This is a genomic window from Agrobacterium sp. NPDC058088, assembly GCF_042885035.1.
Lineage (GTDB): Bacteria > Pseudomonadota > Alphaproteobacteria > Rhizobiales > Rhizobiaceae > Agrobacterium.
Map to the genome: position 1 here is coordinate 52,326 of NZ_JBHVSU010000015.1, position 17,707 is coordinate 70,032.

The 17,707-nt window shown below is 56.1% G+C and carries 16 protein-coding genes and 2 pseudogenes; 12 read left to right on the top strand and 6 right to left on the bottom strand.

The genetic code is table 11. The annotated features are described in order from the left end of the window. Window positions 1-73 precede the first annotated feature (73 nt). The 4 genes and pseudogenes from ACFVTJ_RS24100 to ACFVTJ_RS24115 all read left to right on the top strand — a co-directional run bounded on the left by ACFVTJ_RS24100 (window position 74) and on the right by ACFVTJ_RS24115 (window position 5,569). Window positions 74-1,561 carry a SulP family inorganic anion transporter gene (locus ACFVTJ_RS24100; RefSeq protein WP_386911049.1) on the top strand — a complete coding sequence of 496 codons (1,488 nt, stop codon included), beginning with the start codon at window positions 74-76 and terminating at the stop codon, window positions 1,559-1,561. A 226-nt stretch (window positions 1,562-1,787) separates the two neighbouring features. Then, window positions 1,788-2,348, top strand: a complete 561-nt coding sequence (locus tag ACFVTJ_RS24105) for a hypothetical protein (protein ID WP_386911048.1) — start codon at window positions 1,788-1,790, stop codon at window positions 2,346-2,348. A 380-nt stretch (window positions 2,349-2,728) separates the two neighbouring features. After that, window positions 2,729-3,064 (top strand): annotated as a pseudogene (locus tag ACFVTJ_RS24110) (acyl-CoA thioester hydrolase/BAAT C-terminal domain-containing protein); the annotation flags it as partial. A gap of 1,188 nt (window positions 3,065-4,252) precedes the next feature. Beyond that, window positions 4,253-5,569: a hypothetical protein gene (locus ACFVTJ_RS24115; RefSeq protein ID WP_386911047.1), complete on the top strand. Its 1,317-nt coding sequence runs from the start codon at window positions 4,253-4,255 to the stop codon at window positions 5,567-5,569. Between the two features lie 2 nt (window positions 5,570-5,571). Here the strand turns inward: ACFVTJ_RS24115 and ACFVTJ_RS24120 are convergent, their stop codons facing one another. The 6 genes and pseudogenes from ACFVTJ_RS24120 to ACFVTJ_RS24145 form a co-directional block, all read right to left on the bottom strand. Further along, on the bottom strand, window positions 5,572-6,144 hold the full coding sequence (locus ACFVTJ_RS24120; protein ID WP_386911046.1) for a hypothetical protein: 573 nt from the start codon (window positions 6,142-6,144) through the stop codon (window positions 5,572-5,574). Beyond that, on the bottom strand, window positions 6,134-6,700 hold the full coding sequence (locus ACFVTJ_RS24125; RefSeq protein WP_386911045.1) for a hypothetical protein: 567 nt from the start codon (window positions 6,698-6,700) through the stop codon (window positions 6,134-6,136). Before ACFVTJ_RS24125 ends, ACFVTJ_RS24120 begins: the two co-directional genes overlap by 11 nt. Next, entirely contained in the window at window positions 6,700-7,224 is a 525-nt protein-coding gene (locus tag ACFVTJ_RS24130) for a hypothetical protein (RefSeq protein ID WP_386911044.1), read from the bottom strand. Before ACFVTJ_RS24130 ends, ACFVTJ_RS24125 begins: the two co-directional genes overlap by 1 nt. A 687-nt stretch (window positions 7,225-7,911) precedes the next feature. Further along, entirely contained in the window at window positions 7,912-9,177 is a 1,266-nt protein-coding gene (locus ACFVTJ_RS24135) for an FAD-dependent oxidoreductase (RefSeq protein ID WP_386911043.1), read from the bottom strand. Then, the gene (locus ACFVTJ_RS24140) at window positions 9,170-9,673 is read right to left on the bottom strand and encodes a shikimate dehydrogenase family protein (protein ID WP_386911066.1); all 504 of its coding nucleotides are present in this window, start codon (window positions 9,671-9,673) and stop codon (window positions 9,170-9,172) included. The genes ACFVTJ_RS24135 and ACFVTJ_RS24140 overlap by 8 nt, the downstream gene beginning before the upstream one ends. Before the next feature lie 94 nt (window positions 9,674-9,767). Then, window positions 9,768-9,989 (bottom strand): annotated as a pseudogene (locus ACFVTJ_RS24145) (shikimate dehydrogenase); the annotation flags it as partial. Window positions 9,990-10,099: 110 nt separating this feature from the next. Here ACFVTJ_RS24145 and ACFVTJ_RS24150 point away from each other — a divergent pair. The 8 genes from ACFVTJ_RS24150 to ACFVTJ_RS24185 all read left to right on the top strand — a co-directional run bounded on the left by ACFVTJ_RS24150 (window position 10,100) and on the right by ACFVTJ_RS24185 (window position 17,510). After that, entirely contained in the window at window positions 10,100-11,032 is a 933-nt protein-coding gene (locus ACFVTJ_RS24150; RefSeq protein ID WP_386911042.1) for a LysR family transcriptional regulator, read from the top strand. Then, a complete protein-coding gene (locus ACFVTJ_RS24155) occupies window positions 11,025-11,939 on the top strand; it encodes an alpha/beta fold hydrolase (protein WP_386911041.1) in 915 nt (304 codons plus the stop codon). The genes ACFVTJ_RS24150 and ACFVTJ_RS24155 overlap by 8 nt, the downstream gene beginning before the upstream one ends. Before the next feature lie 10 nt (window positions 11,940-11,949). Then, a complete protein-coding gene (locus tag ACFVTJ_RS24160; RefSeq protein WP_186376859.1) occupies window positions 11,950-12,873 on the top strand; it encodes a LysR family transcriptional regulator in 924 nt (307 codons plus the stop codon). A gap of 128 nt (window positions 12,874-13,001) precedes the next feature. Further along, window positions 13,002-14,024, top strand: a complete 1,023-nt coding sequence (locus ACFVTJ_RS24165; RefSeq protein ID WP_386911040.1) for an ABC transporter substrate-binding protein — start codon at window positions 13,002-13,004, stop codon at window positions 14,022-14,024. A 49-nt stretch (window positions 14,025-14,073) separates the two neighbouring features. Continuing rightward, window positions 14,074-14,841 carry an ABC transporter ATP-binding protein gene (locus tag ACFVTJ_RS24170; protein WP_386911039.1) on the top strand — a complete coding sequence of 256 codons (768 nt, stop codon included), beginning with the start codon at window positions 14,074-14,076 and terminating at the stop codon, window positions 14,839-14,841. Between the two features lie 121 nt (window positions 14,842-14,962). Continuing rightward, window positions 14,963-15,691, top strand: a complete 729-nt coding sequence (locus ACFVTJ_RS24175) for an ABC transporter permease (RefSeq protein ID WP_386911065.1) — start codon at window positions 14,963-14,965, stop codon at window positions 15,689-15,691. 29 nt (window positions 15,692-15,720) lie between these two features. Then, the gene (locus tag ACFVTJ_RS24180) at window positions 15,721-16,752 is read left to right on the top strand and encodes a zinc-binding dehydrogenase (protein ID WP_386911038.1); all 1,032 of its coding nucleotides are present in this window, start codon (window positions 15,721-15,723) and stop codon (window positions 16,750-16,752) included. Next, window positions 16,752-17,510 (top strand): hypothetical protein, encoded by a 759-nt coding sequence (locus tag ACFVTJ_RS24185; RefSeq protein ID WP_386911037.1) that lies wholly within the window; start codon window positions 16,752-16,754, stop codon window positions 17,508-17,510. Before ACFVTJ_RS24180 ends, ACFVTJ_RS24185 begins: the two co-directional genes overlap by 1 nt. Window positions 17,511-17,707: the final 197 nt, after the last annotated feature.

Below are 17,707 nucleotides of genomic sequence, written 5' to 3' on the forward strand. Positions count from 1 at the left end.
AGCAACGCAACCTATTCCGTTTTCGAGGACCGAGTTTCGCTCGGCCCGTTGCATCAACTGTGAAAAATCATCAATGCAAACTTTTTCAAACTACCGTCAGGAGTGGTTCTCCAACATCCGTGGCGACGTGCTTTCGGGTATCGTCGTCGCTCTCGCGCTTATCCCGGAAGCGATAGGCTTCTCCGTAATAGCGGGCGTCGATCCCAAGGTTGGCCTCTACGCCTCCTTCGCAATCGCCTGCGTGGCGGCCTTTGTGGGCGGCCGACCCGGCATGATCTCTGCTGCAACGGCCGCGACCGCTGTTGTCATGATCTCGCTGGTCAAGGAGCACGGCCTTCAGTATCTGTTCGCCGCCACGATCCTTATGGGTATCATCCAGATCGTCGCGGGATGGCTGAGGCTCGGTCGGGTGATGCGTTTCGTCTCCCGTTCCGTCATCACAGGCTTTGTCAACGCGCTTGCGATCCTGATCTTCATGGCCCAGTTGCCTGAACTTATCGGCGTCCCAGCGCTCACCTACGTGATGATCGCAGCCGGCCTCGCCATCATCTACCTCTTTCCATACGTGACCAAGGCAATTCCATCGCCGCTCGTGGCCATCGCGGTCCTCACGGCCATGGCGTGGTGGTTTGGCATGGACCTACGCACCGTCGGCGACCTCGGCGAACTTCCGTCTTCGATCCCATTCCTGATGCTTCCGCAGGTTCCGTTGACCTGGGAGACACTACAGATCATCTTCCCATACTCGGTGACGCTCGCTGCTGTCGGCCTGCTGGAATCGCTGCTTACCGCCCAGATCGTCGACGACATGACGGATACGCCCAGCAACAAGAGTCAAGAATGCGTTGGACAGGGCGCAGGGAATATCGCCTCGGCACTCATCGGCGGCATGGGCGGATGCGCCATGATCGGACAGTCGGTCATCAACGTAACATCTGGTGGTCGAGGACGGCTTTCAACGTTCGTCGCGGGAGCTTTCCTGTTGTTCCTAATCGTCGTCCTTAACGACCTCGTCCAGATCATCCCGATGGCCGCGCTTGTTGCGGTTATGATTATGGTTTCCATTGGTACGTTCTCCTGGCGGTCAATCCTCGACCTGAGACGCCACCCGCTTCCGTCATCCGTCGTCATGCTGGCGACGGTCATCACCGTCGTCGCAACGCATGATTTGGCGAAAGGCGTGATCGTTGGCGTCCTGCTGTCCGGCATCTTTTTTGCTGGCAAGGTAGCCCGTCTGTTCAGGGTCACTCGCTTGGAGAATCCCGAAGAAAACAGTGTCACCTATGCAGTAGTGGGGCAGGTCTTCTTTGCGTCGGCACAAGCCTTTATCCACGCTTTCGACTTCACCGATAAGGGTAAGCGGATCATCATCGATCTTACCAAGGCCCATCTTTGGGACATCACCGCAATTGGCGCGTTGGACAAGGTCGTGCTCAAGTTCCGTCTGGCGGGCGACGAGGTCGATATTCTTGGCTTCAACGAAGCGAGTGCTGATATGATTGACCGCTTCGCGCTGCACGATAAGGATGAGCGGCTTGCGGCAAGCGCCTCACTACACTGAACAACGTGGCTGCGTACCATCGTGCGCACCCATCTCCTCCGCTATCGCTGCCTGTTCGTCAACTCCAAGCGCGAAGTATGCGAAGGCAAAAGCTCATCTATCTGGCTCTCGTCACCCCCCAAGACCGGCCGGCTGACGGAAACATGACCAACAGTCAAATTTCCCAGAGCCGCAGGTTTAATTTGCGGCCTCCTCCGTCAACGTCCGCTTCCGCTCGTACAGGGTCGTGGACGACAAAAAGCCGCCGGGTATTCTCAGGGCGTTGGGCCTGTTTTCGAAGCCCAGTTCGAAATTTGAAGAGACATGGGGCACTTTGAGATTTGCTCGTTGTAGTCGCTGGCGTTGGGACAGCACCAATGATCACGAATGGTATAAACAGACGGCCATGGCCGCTACAGCGGAGTTGCTCCTCGTTGGGGCGTTTGTCGAGTTTCAACTCGATTTGCACCACTTTTCCATTGGCCGTGATCCACACATGCCGGAACAAAGTTGTTTGCATACAGTACGCTACGTCGGATCTGGTGGGCCACTGCCAAATAAAAAAGCGGGTCACATTCTGGTGGACATCAACACTCCTGCCAAATGCGGACAGAGGCTGGCTAACTTGAGTGAAAAAGGTTCAGAGATTCGGCTCATTGTTTACCCTGCAGCTTTCCACGACTTCGATGTCCCCGCGGCAAAGCCGGGCACGGTCTACTTCGGTCATCGGCTCGAATACAGCGCTTCCGCCACGGCGCAAGCGAACAAGGACGTCGATAGCTTCCTGCGGCAGGAGCTACGAAACTAGCCTGCTGGTCCTCGCTACGGTGACGATGGGTCTATATAAGATGGACGGCCCTGTCTGAACCTGCAAAGTCTTAGAGGCGCGTCGTACATGTGGTCGTAGCGCACATGATCCACAGACCGCTTACGAAGAGACAGAAAATGGTCGCTTACGACGTCGAGCAACTGGAAGGCAAGGTGAGAGGCGCTTTGCTTCAAAGTACCAACTCAGGCATTAACGTGGTCATCGCAATCAGTCCAAGTTCCGTGGTCTGGGGCAACATTGGAGCGGGAGTGGACGGTATATCGTGGCCTGAACGATCATCCTGGTCTTTCAAGCGTAGCCCACTAGACTTCGTTCCGGCCGATATCAACTGGTAGAAAGACTACCGGGATGGCCTTGTTTCCTATCGGTCGTTTTTCGAGAAATGCCTCTCCTACGATGTTGAGCTAAACGAACGAGCCAGAATTCCGGTCGAATCGTCCCCTGCCGACATGATCCTTGTGGCTTGTGGAGACGACGCGCTTTGGCCATCAGGATATTTTGCGAGACAGATACTCCAGTCGAGGCAGGCACATGGAAGACAGGCTACGCTGATCTTCGATAAAGATGCTGGGCATCGCATTCTCCTGCCCGGCGAGACGACACAACGATCAAAACTCCATGCCCATGGCGGAAGCGACGAGGCGGATGCGAAGCTCGGGCAGAACGCATGTCGAGCGATTAGGGAATTGCTGTGAGGGCATCAGCCGGCAATGTACACGTCCTTCAAAAGGACAATGAGTGTTTATCGAACGCGTGGGACTACGGGATTTTCCAGACAGCGCCGTCGGAAAACTCCCGCTACAACCACCCCCAGTCCAAATCCGGAAATCGATCTTGCTAGCAAAAGGTCAGGCAAGGAATACGACACAAGCCAGTAAAAGGCCCCAAATGCCAGGAATAATGTTGCGATAAGACTAGGTTGGCCGTCCGTGACCGCCCGACGAAAAGCCACAAAGTGAAAGCCAGGAATGCATCCCACCAAGCATGGCATGAAGTGACCGAGAATTATTGTTGGCTTGTCCAAAAATGTATCCAGCAGGGAGAAAATGGACGCCAAAAGTCCGGAGCCTATTAATTGCAAAACGGCGGCTCCAATAAGCCGTGTTCCGAAGGAATATTTGGGTTTCGAATTGCGAAAATACCTGACCACGACAACCTCCCTGGAACTGCGTCGCCTCTGATGCGATGCGACCGCCTCAAAATTCGTACAACCTCAACTGAACTTGAGGTCAAGGGAGGAATGACCACCGCGGGCAAGGGTGAGCGATCCCCCGTCGCCCCAACCAAACGGCGTCGGGCGCAGACGATCCAAATGGGCGGCAGAAAAACCGTTGTGTTGAATTCGTAATCGGAGGGAATTGATATGGCGCTTATTGTTTGTCCGGAATGCGAGGGCCGGGTATCTGACAAAGCCTTTGCCTGCCCTGCATGCGGTTATCCAGTGAGCAGTCAGAGTGGAAAAAGCGGGTGGCCTAGTGTTATCGGAGGTATTGCTGGCACTTATATTTCAGCGCAAGCGCTCATCACGATTATCGTCGGGTGCGTTATATTCCTGTCTTTCGCGGCAATCATTATCGTGGCGATCATGAGTTGATCTAACGAAATCTCTGCTGATGGGCTCCTGGTGACGAGTTGACCAGAGAGCAGAGGCCGCGAAGCGCTTTGAGAATGTAACGGATTATGCCGAACTCATCGCCATGGTTCCCCTATATCTCGGCGGCTTCGCAACGCCTCCTCTTGAACCGGAAGCCCAACGAGCGATGGTTTCAGCGTGGAGCCCCCGATCGCGACGCGATCAAGCTTCCGTATCATTCGACGGGCGCTATCGGTCAGGAACTGCCGAGTTTGTTTGTCTCGCCTTTCTAACGTGATATCAGCAAGGGATGTCGTATTCCGATCAACTGGCCAAACCCATCGGTTGTCTTCACAGCACATTCCTGCAGCTACGACTGACGGGTGCTCTGCTATGGCGCTTTTGGCCGCAACTCGCAGCGCTTTGGCTGCTAGGCTTCATAGGAAATCTGCTACTGAATGAGATTGCCGCCCTGATCGGGCGCTGGAATTCACTTGCCGGACTGTCGATGCTTGCGATCGTCGTTCTCGTTAAGCTCATAGTCATCCTTGCCTTGTTCGAGACTGTCAGACCGGGCCTTCCGGCGCTCGATGCCGCATCGCGTGCGGTGACCGGCCAGACTCATGTCGACAACAGGATAGATACGGGGACACGCAATTTTATCGGCGCGCTTGCCCTCAGTCTTGTCCCATTCTTCGCGTTCTACGCTGCGTGGGGTTTTCTCGGCGACACCATTAGGGATTACTCCCGCCTGTCGCTTACCCTGTTCATGGCGGGCGAAAGCGCTGGCCTGCTGAATGTATCGGAGGGGTCATGGCTCATTTTGCCGGTTGCTGCCGCCTGGGCGGTGCGGCGTTTCTCGAAGGCGATGCACAAGCGGTCTCGCTCTTCGATCTGGCCGGTTCTGATCGTGATCTGCGAAGCTAACTGGGCTTTTATCGGTGTTTTCGTGATCTCCGAATGGCAGGATGATATCCGCACATGGTTCAGCCACCTGCCGGAAACGATCGGCGGGCTTCTCAGCTTCCTTGCGCCGATAACCGACGCCACCGCCCAACAGGCCCTTGCCCCTCCGCCGGAATTCGCCCCTCCGCCAATCGGGAAAGTGCTGACCAGCCTGTTTTTCTACGCACTTTATCCGGTGGTTTGGCTAACGATCGCAGCTCTCGTCTATGGCTACGATATCGACAGTAAGCGTGATCGTGGTGGCGACCGAGTTTCTCGCGCTTTATCCCGTTGGGAAGCGTTGCCAAAATCCATCCGCGATTTCGTTTCGCACTTTATCTCTGGCACGCTGAAGCGGTATCGCGCGCTTGCCGAAGGGATCGGTCTTGCGCTGAACTCCGGTATTGCCCCGGTTGTGGTTGCCATTGTCCTCTATCGGCTATTGGACTGGGGAGCGGCCTGGACCTGGTATGAGCTCACGCAGCTCATCGGCCCGCATGAGCTACCGGTTTGGCAGATCATCGCACAAGTCATCTCGCCGTTCATCGGCACGCCGAGCGATCCGGGCGAAGGCCTGCTCATTACGCCGGTCAAGATATGCCTTCTGGCCGCAACGCTCGAAATCGGTTTCAGCCAGGGACGGGAGTGGCGAGGGCGACAACAGAATGAGCACACCGCGTGATGTCAGTTAAGCTTGAGTGGAAAGCCGATCGCTTTCGGTCGCGAGGCTGCGACACTCAGTCTAACAGATAGGGACGGAACTGCGTTCGCGGGAACCACGAACTTCTCCTCGATCAAGGCTGCGTGGTCTTGACGGGGCGGCGTCAGCGAGGTGATCCCACAACCACTGACTGGAGTTACTTTCGGGTCAAGGTCGCGGCTGATGTCGTTCGAAAGGCTGACATCGAGCGGCAGCCAGCGGCGTCCCACGCTGTCCGTCAGACTGACCTCGCATTGTCCCCAGTCCTCTCCGATGTCGCGAGTGGCAGTCGCCTCCATCCGAACAATGACAAGCCGCATCTGGCCGGGAAAACGCACTTGTGTATCCCGGCCATCGCCGATCAGACGAACCTTATCGAGTTGCCATCGGGCGCCGGCGTAATCGAGTTGGTCAGCGCCTTGCGCGATATCGGTCTCTACACGATGCCTGTAATCGGCGGCATTGCGCCACGCATTTATTGCGACCGCAGCCGCGACGAGAACAGGCAGGCTGGCAAGTGACAGCCACCACATTCTTCTTTCGCGGTTAGATACCATCCTTGCCAATCTCCAGTTTTTCGCGCGGAGCAAGCTTAAGGTTGTCGTTCTCGAGCGAGACGCGGACCTGATCCTTCAACTGCGGATCGAACTGCTCGGACAGAAGAAGTTTCATGCCTTGCGTTTCGTCTTCGGGAAGCTCGAACACGAAAACGCCAGTCGTCGGCAGTCCCGGCTGCAACATTTTCGCTGAGAGTAAATCTGGAGCCTCCCCTGCCCTGTGTGACTGGCGATACATGCGGCCCGTCCCGCCGACCAAGGTCGCCGCACGTATCGGCATAGTTCTCTGAAAGGCGTGCAGTTCCGCGCTGACAACGACCCAGATACCTGAGCTTTGCAGATCAGCTGGCCGCCCAAATCGTTGAAAAGCGATCGTCCGGGCTTTTACGACGCCTTTGATCTTCACGCTGAATGTTGTGCTCGAAATTGTCTCGCTCTGGCGGCCGGATTTCACGATCGGCCCGGTCAGCATGGTATAAGGCGGCGTCGTCGCCTGCAAGGCTGCAAGGATCACGGCACTTACAAGTAGCCCCACCCCCAGCACGACTGATCGCATCATGGCAATCCCCCCTGCCCCGCATTCGCGAGAGGCAATCTTATCTCCGCGACGCTCCCCGACGGAAACCAGCCAGGTGCGGCGTATAAATTATCTCGAGGTTTGAAGACGGCGCCTTCGACCCGAAGCTGCAGGGAATAAGGCAGCGTTTGGGAATCGGAAACTTCCCACACTGCTGTTACAGCTTCTGGCATCCGTGGATGCAGATCCCATAGGATAGCCCGATCACGCTTGAGGAAATATTGTGGTCTGGCCGCATCGGAGACGTTGGTAATCTTGATCAGGTCGGCATAGAGGTTAGAGCTTTCCGAAGAGACGTTCTCCAGTATCATATCGAGGGCAATAGCTTTTTTACCTGGTGATATTTTCCCGCCATTTGGCATGACCGTAACAAAGGAGCCAGCGGTGACGGACACCTTCCACCGCCCGGCTCCGATGGGTGTAGAGACCTCCACCTCCGGTACGATTTCAGATTCCCGCTTCTCATAGAGGGAATAGCCGAGCGAGACGGTGGCAGCCAACAAGCCGCCTGCTCCGGCGAGAAGCTTGGCGAGCTGCCCCTTGGGCTTCTGACGTATTATCGGTCGCTTCAAATTATCAATCCCATCATTCGAGCGAGAAAATAGCAAAACAATGCGTCGGGTTCGACCCGCTAGGTGACATTCACCCGAAACATAACCGCGCAGCAGCTGAACCATAAGGATTTAGGGGCGGTCAAACGATCAAGCCTATTTCGCCGCATAGGCTTGTTTGTCTCCAGCGAGACGCTGACAAACCATGGTCGGGCTCATGGGAACAGGACGTCATCCTAGCCGAGGTTGAACGCATAAACCCCGATCTTTCACCCCAGACCACAATCGGATGTCGCGCACATCCTGCGCACATATGTCATCGACCCGCATGAGGCGGTACATGAGAACACCGCTACATGGCGAATTCGACAGCCCGCCGGCTGTGGCAACGGCCCACAGAAGCCACAAGCTCTTGAAAGGATCCGGACCGTCGACACTGCCATTGGAATGGAGCTAACACACTAAAATTACTTATCGACGGGCCGTCAGATCGCCTTACGCCAATAGCTGGTATAGCGCGTGTTGCAGATATCAATCCCGCTTCGGCAACGCTATAGAATAGATGCGTTTCGGTAGACCGAATGGGTCGAATGTGACGCTAACTTTTTTCTCGGGTCTCATTGTTCGCTCTTCAGGCTATCAAATTATCGCATTTTGAAAGCAAAGATGCTTTCTGACGCTGTAAGCCGAAACAGACGCTGATGAAGCACTTAAGGCGGCCGCAATTCCAGCTGCTTGACCAGTGACAAAGGCTGTACCCATGACTCTCAAAGAACCGTAGGCAGCAGCATCTGCGCCAGCGACCCTACCCGCGATGAACAGATTATCCGCGCCGACAGCCTGGATGGCTCCCATTGGTATATCAGCAAAGCCGTCGCCGCCAAGATCGACGAAATGTGCCCGACCGGGTGCTTCGTGAACCTCCATGGGCCATGCAGCGCGCCCGATGCCATCTTCGCGACGGTCACCTCCATGTAAAGCCACACCGGTCAAATCGTTTCGCGAGCGCGGACGGCGTGTCTCGCGAATACCGATCTGCGGCCCCGTGGATGAGATGAACGCGTTTTCAAAGCCCGGCATCTGCCGTAGCAACTGCAGGTTCCGCCAGGCTTCCCGCCGCGCCTGACGCTCCGCCCCGCCCAGACTGGCACCGCTCAAACCATTGGTTTCAAGATCAATCATCATCCACCAATAATCGTTCGACGTCGGCAGCCTCAACATGACGCCACCGTCGGTTCGGTGGATTGGAGCTTCAGAGCTTGCGTTGTGCTCGATAATCAGTTGCGTCATCCGACCACGGTCGAATGTTACCTCCGCTCCTACGCCACCGATACGAACCGGCATTGACGCAGGTTGGACGTGATCACCAGCGCGGCTGTCGGTCGTCATCTCAAGTCCCGCATGCGACGCCACAGCAGCTTCACCGCTGGCATCTACAAATGCGGCTGCAGTGATCCCGTAGCTACCGGCATGGTCAGTCACCGTGATGGCCGCAATTCCACTCGGCTTCGTGGACACCGCAGTGACACGACTGTGCAACAGGATTTCGAGGCCAGTCATGTCGGTCATTTGGTCGAACGCAAACTTGACCGCCTCAGGGTCCAGCATGACAATCCAGTTGCCGCTGCTAGATCGTATCGGAGCGATATTCTGGCCAATCTTCGCAAGCGTAGCCAGCAGTTCGACACCGATTCCTCCTACTGCAAAAACAGGCTCAGGACCTTTCAGGAAGAAGCCGCAGTAGGCTAAAACCAGCGAATTGGCAGCCGCTCCGCCCAGGAAACCGTATCGCTCGATGAGTGCGACTTTCGCACCCATGCGGGTAGCAGCTACAGCCGCGCTCATTCCGGCCGCGCCGCCTCCAACCACCACGACGTCGTATCGTCCACCTCGGTCTTTACACATCAACTGGTACTCCCCTGAATATGCCCATCACTTTTCCAAGCGCAAAAAGTCGTGATTTGGCCATTTCCTCACCCGTCTCAATTTTCAGGCCACGAGCTTTCGCAAGTGTGAGCAGCGGCGTCATTTTCGGGCTTGTCACGACATCAGCCACCAGACCTTCTGGTGGCACCAATGCCAGCGTTGAGTGAGGTACCGGCAGCGGATCGTCATACTGCATACCCGACAAAGACGCGTTGACGACAAGATCGAAGGCGCGCTGGGGTACTGCTCCTGCCGAGATGGAAACGGCTGGGAAAGCGTTGGACAGACGAGCACAGAGACTGGCTGCACGATCCTTGTTGCGATCGGAGATAACCAGATGCGAAACGCCTGCGCCTGCAAGCAAGTAGCCAATTGCACTGCCAGCAGCTCCTGCCCCGACCACCAGAACGACTTTGCCATTGGGAACGAAACCCTGCGGCCTTGAGGCTGTGAGGAAACCCTCGCCGTCCGTCATGTCCGTCACAAAGCTTTCCATTTGGGTGACGCCTCACCACATTCGCAACACCGAGAAACTGCGCTTTTGCACTGAGTTCATCGACCAGCGCGGCGACTGCGGCCTTGTGGGGAATGGTGACGACGAAGCCATCCATATTCTGCCAGCCGCGGACTGTTGTGACGAAATCGGCAACGCGCTCGGGGACGAGATCGATGACCATCATTGCCCTATCCACACCGTCATCGGCATAACAGCGGTTGAAGTTATCTGGGGATTTCACTTGGACAATGGGTGATCCGATAATCGCCACCAGCCGTGTTTCGCTTCCAATCACAAAGCTCCCTCCCAATTTTGGAGCGACGATATGGGACAAATACCTATTGACGCCAATATACCTTTCAACCCATGCTATAAGTTGGATTTATAGGAAGAATGCGAGCACGGATGCCAAATCCGAAACTCAGAGAACGGCAGATCGAGATTTTCCGAACGATCATGGCGACGCATTCGTTGACGGCAGCAGCCCGTCACCTCGGCGTTTCCCAGCCGAGCCTCTCGATTGCCATCAAGCGTCTCGAAGACCAGCTTGGTATAGCGCTGTTTGCGCGCCTTTCCGGCCGACTGGTGCCGACCCAGGAGGCGGAGCTGATCTTTGCCGAGGTCGAGCGCGTCCACCAGCAATCCGAAATGCTGTCTGATGTCATCTACTCGATTGTCCGTGGCGACGCCTCTGTCTTTCGGTTTGGCTCGACGCCAAGTCTTGGCATGCGGTTGGTGCCGAAGGCATTGAAACGCCTGCAACTGGAGGGGGCTGCGGGCACCTACTACAGTGACTCACTATCGCAGCGCGATGTTCGCGACTACCTGCTGTTCGGCCAAGGTGCATGTGTTGCAACGATTGCAGAGGTCAACGATCCGGTAATCGAAACGGCGAAAATAGCCAGCGCCGGTCTCGTCTGTGTCGTCCCCAATGATCACGCTCTTGCTGGCTACAAATCCGTAACGCCGCTGGCGCTTGCCGGTGAACCGCTGATCTCTTTTGAAACCACCACCACACACGGTCTTCTGATTGATGAAACCTTTCGGCGCTGGGGCTTATCGAGGAACACGGCGGTCTATGTGCATTTTGTTGAGGCCGCACTGTCATTTGTCACAGAACGCATTGGCATCACCATACTCGACGCATTTTCCGCTATCGATTGCGAAGCAAACGGGCTCGTGGCAATACCGATCGAAAACAGCGTCAGCGTTTCCGCCTACGTCCATATCTGCCATCTTCGCCCGCGACAGAAAGGCGTAGACAGACTGATCGAGGCGCTGAGGGACATAGCCGCAGTGACCACAAACGCTCAAATGGGACAGCCAATCGATGTATAGACGCGCTAACGAGCTGTTTCCGGGTTTTGAAGAATACCGCATCGAAACGCCCGACATCAATTTCGCCGTTCTGACAGCCGGCAGCGGTTCGGTGATCCTGCTATTGCACGGCTATCCAGAAACCCGCTCGGCATGGCACCGGTTCGCGCCGGTACTTGCTAAGACCTATACCGTCGTTGTTCCAGACCTGCCGGGCTATGGTGAAAGCCGCGTCACCGGCAACTCGCGAGGAATGGGTTCTAAACGTCGCATGGCGAAAAGCCTCAGAGAAATGATGCTGGCGCTAGGACATCGGCGGTATGCTGTCGTTGGTCACGACCGTGGGGGCCGGGTTGCCTATCGCATGGCGCTTGATTTTCCAGAAACGGTCACGGCACTCGTCTCGGTCACCGTCGTGCCCATACCGGAAATGTGGGAAGGTGCCAGCAAAGCCTTCGGCATGGGAGCATGGCACTGGTTCATGATGGCCCAGCCCGCGCCCCTGCCTGAAACACTGATGGCCGCGGATCCGCGTTTTCTCGTCGATCTCACGCTCGGCAAAATGGCTGAGAATATTGAACGGATTAATCCGCTGGCGCTGGAAGACTACAGGCTCGCATTCGACAATCCCGATGTTCGCCACGCCATGTGTGAGGATTATCGGGCTGGTGCCACGACAGACGAAACTGACGATCTTGCGGATCGCATGTCAGACCGCAAAATCGAGGTACCTGTCCTTTTATTCTGGGAGAAGGACAGGCTCTATGGCGGCGGTCGCGAACCACTCGATATATGGGCAGACTGGGCATCCAAGGTCCAAGGAAAGGGCATTGGTGGTGGCCATCTGCTGCCGGAGACCGCCGCCAGCGAAATGCTCGAAGAGCTCTTGCCATTTCTTGAAAAGGCGATCGATGTCCCAGGACAATGATGAAACTTCGATGGCCCAACGGCCTGATGACGGTCTCCTCAGCCTTCGCCAAATGGAAGTCTTCCATGCGGTCATGCAGGCGCGCTCCATCACTGGTGCCTCAAAGGTTCTCAATGTCTCTCAACCAGCGCTAAGCCGTACGATCCGTCGAATCGAAGACCTGCTTGGCATTGCGCTTTTCACACGCGACCGCAACGGTCTTGTCCCTACATCTGAAGCACTTGAGATTTATGCCGAGATCGACCCGCTGATACGGCAACTGACCGGCGTCGGCACTCAGATAGGCCGCATCGCACGCGGTGAAACGGCTGTATTCCGGGTTGGATCGACAGCCAGTGTCGCGCGCGCGCTCGTGCCACAGGCTCTAAGAACATTGTCCGTCGAGGTGCCCGGTATCGAGCTTTTCTTCGACGTACTTCCGGTAGACCAGATCGAGGAATACCTGATTACCGGACGTGGAGAAGCGGTGGTGACGATCGCCTCGCCAGATCATCCGCTCATTGCTGTCGAGCATGTGGGGCGGGTCGATCTGGTCGCGGTCATTCATAAGGATCATAGCCTTGCAATGACGTCTGTCATACGAGCGGCCGATCTTGCGGATATGGATTTCATAGCCTTCGCCCCGGGCGGCGCTCATCAGACAGTTGTCGATCGATTTCTCAGTCGCGAAAAATTGAAGGTCAATACGCGCGCTGTCGCCCGTTTTTCCGACACCGCACTGGCGCTGGCGAATGAAGCAATGGGCATCGTGTTGGTTGACTACGTCACCACGCTCGGACCCGTTGGCAGCAACCTCGTCGTTCGGCCCATCGAAAACGCCCCACAATTCTCGATATCGGTTCTATGGAACCGCCGCCGGTCGCATTCCGCCAATCTGCGTAAACTCACTGAAATTCTCTCTCGCAGATTGGCCGACCTGCCGCCGCTCGCCTGATTGCAAATAACCTTCTGCATGTCTTAAGGGCATGGGAGGCATAATCATTGTTCGTTGTCTTCCTCTTCAGCCGGTGGCAGTAAAAGCGAATGGCGTCTCGGACAGCCATCTTTGGGAGGAGAATCGGAATGAATGTATTTTTGAGCCGCCGTCAGGCACTTATCGGCATGGGCGCACTTGGCAGCGCCGCTGCTTTCGGTCTGCCTGCCCGCGCAGCAACCCGAAATCTTGCAGTGCTGCACCTTGCCAGCCACGCGCCAAGCTTCATTGCTTTTGAGCGCGGCTACTACAAGGACGCCGGTCTCGATATCGAGCTGAAGTTCTTCGAGGCCGCCCAGCCTATGGCCGTGGCAATTGCGTCCGGCGATGCCGACTTCGGCGTGACCTCGATGAGCGGTGGTCTTATCAGCCTCGCACAGAAGGACGCCATTAAGGTTATCGGCGGCGCGCTGACTGAGGAGAAGGGTGTCACCGGCGCGATCATTCTGGCATCCAACAAAGCCTATGAGGCCGGTCTGACCGACCCGTCCAAGCTGTCCGGCAAAAGCTTCGGCATCACGACCGCTGGCTCGTCATTCCACTTTATGGCCCACAAGATTGCCGTTGCTAACAAGATTAAGCTTTCCGATATCCAACTGCGCCCATTGCAGAAGTTGGGCGCCATCGTCGGAGCCCTGACCACAGGTCAGATCGATGCGTGGGCGATCCAGCCGAATGTCGCCAAGAAGATGATCCGCGAGGGTGCCGCCAAGCAGATCGGTCTGGTATCTGATTACGCGCCGGATTATCAGGTCACTACCGCCTTCACCTCGACCAAGAATGCGGCCAGTGAACGCGAGATGACGGCAGCGTTCGTCAAAGCCTATTCGCGCGCTATTGACGATTACAATGCCGCCTTCGCAGACAACAAGGCGGACGATGCCGAACGCGACGCTCTGGCGAAAATCGTCCACAAATATGTCGAAAGCGATAGCCCGTTCGACGCTGCCAAACAAAATCTGATCGACGGCGCCATGCGCATCAATTCGGGATTGGCACTGTCGCTTGGCAGCTGTGTCGAGCAGCTTGAATGGTTCAAGGCAGAAGGCATGGTCAAGGACGCAATTACGAACGAACAGCTGTTCGACACGTCCTTCGTAAAAACCATTTGATCAGCCAGCTATTTTTGCGGAGGCCTCACGGCCTTCGCATGGAGGAACCATGGATCTGAAGCTGAAAAACATCAGCCATTCCTACGGAGCCGTAGAGGTTCTGAAAGATATCTCACTCGATATCCCGCAAGGGCAGATCATCTGTCTGATCGGGCCATCCGGTTGTGGCAAATCGACCTTGCTTCGGTTTCTCGGCGGCCTTGAAAGACCAAGTTCAGGCGAGGTGCTGCAGATCGGGAATCCTCCACCCGGCTCCCTCAATCCCCTCACCTACGTCTTCCAGCATTTCGCCCTGCTGCCCTGGCGCACAGTCGAAGGCAATATTCGCCTTGTGCTCGAAGATCACAATCTCACTCGGCGGGAAATGGACGAGATCGTCACAGACGTTCTTGACCGTACCCGCCTGACGGATTTCCGCATGGCACTTCCCAAGCAACTTTCGGGCGGCATGCGCCAGCGTGTCGCGATCAGCCGGGCACTGGCAGTGCGCCCCGCGCTGATGCTGATGGACGAGCCGCTTTCGGCCCTCGACAGCCAGACGCGCGAACTTTTGATGGATGATCTTGTCGCTCTGTGGACACGGCAGCCTTTCACATCCGTCTACGTCACCCACAATCTCAACGAAGCGGTTCGGCTTGGCCACCGCGTTGTCGTTCTTTCCCGCCGCCCAGGCCTGATTCGCGAAATCGTCGATATCGATATCCCTCTGTCCGAACGCCACCTTGGCGATCCCGTGCTGGAAGACAAGCAGAAGCAGCTTTGGGACCTGATGCGCGAAGAGGCCATGGCTGCCGACAAGGAGTTGGTCAATGTCTAACATCACCACACTTGCAAACCCCGCTGGAGCATCCGGCGACAACAGGACGGAAACGAGAACTGCGCCTGTGCGCCCTGTCGCATTTCGTGGCGGCGGCTTTGCGCCGATCCCAGTGCGCGGCATGGGCATTGCGGTGTTCATCATCCTGATCGCTCTTGCTGAGATTGGAACGCGCAGCGGTTTTATTTCCAACCTGACACTGCCGAGGCCCTCCGCCGTCCTCGATACATTCGTGCAGCTTTGGCAGACTGGATTGCTTTGGAAACACCTCCTGCCATCGCTTCAGCGGCTGTTCATCGGCGCATTCATTGGCATCGCTGTTGGTATATCGGTCGGCGTGATGATCGGCCTTTTCAGCTACGTTCGCGCAGGGCTGGTGCCGCTGGTCGCGGCGCTGTTTCCAATCCCGAAGATTGCGCTTCTGCCGCTATTCGTGATCTGGTTCGGCATCGATGAGACGTCGAAATACGCCCTGATTGCTTTCGGCACATTCACGCCAACCGTGGTCGCGACTTACGGCGCCGTCGACAATGTCGATCGCACCCTGATCCGTATGGGCCAGAGTTTCGGGCTAAGCTGGTGGTCGATCGTTCGCAAGATTGTCCTGCCCGGTGCGTTCCCTGCCATCCTGTCGGGCCTACGGGTGTCGATCTCGATTGCCATTATCCTCCTCGTCGCGGCCGAAATGCTTGGTGCCCAATATGGTGTCGGCTCCTACATTCTCGAGGCAGGCTCGCTCTATGATCTCGAAAAGCTGTTTGCCGGTGTCACGATCCTCTCTGTCATGGGCCTGATCGTGAACTTCGCAATCGGACTGGTCGAGAAGCGCTTTTTAAGCTGGCGCGGCTAATACCTGCACCTTATCAATGGAGATTGAATATGCTGGCATTGCAAAAAGTCCGGCCCGGCAGGGGCGTGCACTTCAATACGATAGCCAAGCCTGAAAACATTGCTGCTGGCGAGGTGTTGATCTGTGTGCATTTCGCTGGCATCTGCGGGACCGACCTGCATATCGCCCACTGGACGCCGGGCTACGAGTCGATGGAAAGTGCCATGCCCGTCACGCTCGGCCACGAATTTTCAGGCACGATAGAACAAGTCGGAAAAAACGTCCCAACTGACGTCATCGGAACCCGTGTCACCGCCCGACCCTCTACAACATGCGGCCATTGCGAGGCCTGCCTGAAAGACGACGAAGATAATTGCACTTCACGCAAGGGCGTTGGCATTGGCCGAAACGGTGCCTTCACTTCCTATGTCTGCGTTCCCTACAGCAATTGTCACACGCTGCCGGACAGTCTCGATATGGATATCGCTGCGCTAACGGAACCGATGACTGTCTGCGCAGAGGCCGTCGCGACGACCGAGGTTGCGGCAGGTCAGACCATACTCGTCATTGGGCCGGGCTTCATCGGCCAGGGTATAGCAATCCTGGCGCGCTCGCGCGGCGCGAAAGTCGTCATCATGGGGCGCGATGATGGGCCACGTCTCAAAAACCTTGCCGCTGCTGGTTTTCAGCATCTGATCGATACGAGCGATGTCGACATGGAAACCGCGCTTTCCAAATTTGCTCCGTTCGATGCGATCATCGAAGCGGCAGGTGTGCCAACGCTGGTCGCCGCTACTTTGCCATTTCTTAAGAAGCGCGGAATTTTCACCGTCGTCGGCATCCATCCCAGACCCGCCGAAATCGATCTTACAACACTTGTGCGCATGCACCAGCAAATACGTGGATCCTATCGAGCCCCCGCAGCCGATTGGGACGCTGTCATCGCCTTTCTTGATGGCCATCAGGATTTGATGCGGCAACTGATTTCCCACACACTGCCACTAACCGACGCTCTTATCGGCTTTCAGGCTGCGCGTGACCATGTCGCCTCCAAAGTGATTTTACGTATGGGAGAAATTTGATGGCCGCAGCCATTCTCGCGCTCTGGAACGACTATCCGGCAGACCTCGCCGAAGAGTACGCATCATGGCACACGTTCGAGCACGTGCCCGAGCGTTTGACCGTACCAGGCATGGAGGCCGCACGCCGTTACGTGTCGGCCAGCCAAGTCGAAACCTATTTCACGCTCTACGATCTTGAGGATATTAGCGTGATTGAACACCCCGCTTATATCGACCTCGTACGCAACCCCACCCCCTGGTCGCTCAAGATGCGTCGAAATTTCTCGAAGGTCCTTAGAATTCCAGGCAAGATCGCGGCAACTGGAGGAAAAGGAATTGGTGGAGCCGCGAACGTTCAGGCTTACTCCGTAAATCGTGGCAAAGCGCAAGCATCGGTGCGCGCACTCGAGACATTGTTGTACCATTTGGTCACGCAGTCCCGCCTAATTAGTTTCAGAGTGGCTCTTGCCGAACCAAACCAGATTTACGAGGTTTTTTCGCAGGACGAGAAGACCGACCCGGACACTGTCAACGTGGTGGTAATCGCTGAAGGCGAATCCGTTCAATCGCTTGTTGCCGTGCAGAACATATTAACCGAGCAGATCCAAACCACGCTCGAACCTCAGAAAATTCTGCGCAACGACCTTTTCACGATGTTAATCAGCTATCGCGGCGATGAGTTTCCAAAAGACCGAACGAAAATCGATACGACCAGAGTTTCAAGACGTGAAACTGATTTTACGGACCCACGACCCATCCGTTCATACATATCGCCTTGAATGGATGTGAACCTACGACCCGTTATTACGAAGTCTCCTTAGTTCGAGATTCGTTTTGCTAACCAAGAGCTTGCTTCATCGCACGACTGATTTGGGACTGGGTGAATAGCCCCGAGTTTCGTAGACACCCCCGGGTTAGATTTTCTGCTGCCTCTCGAACTCGACGGGCGACAGCATTCCGTTTCTGACGTGTTTGC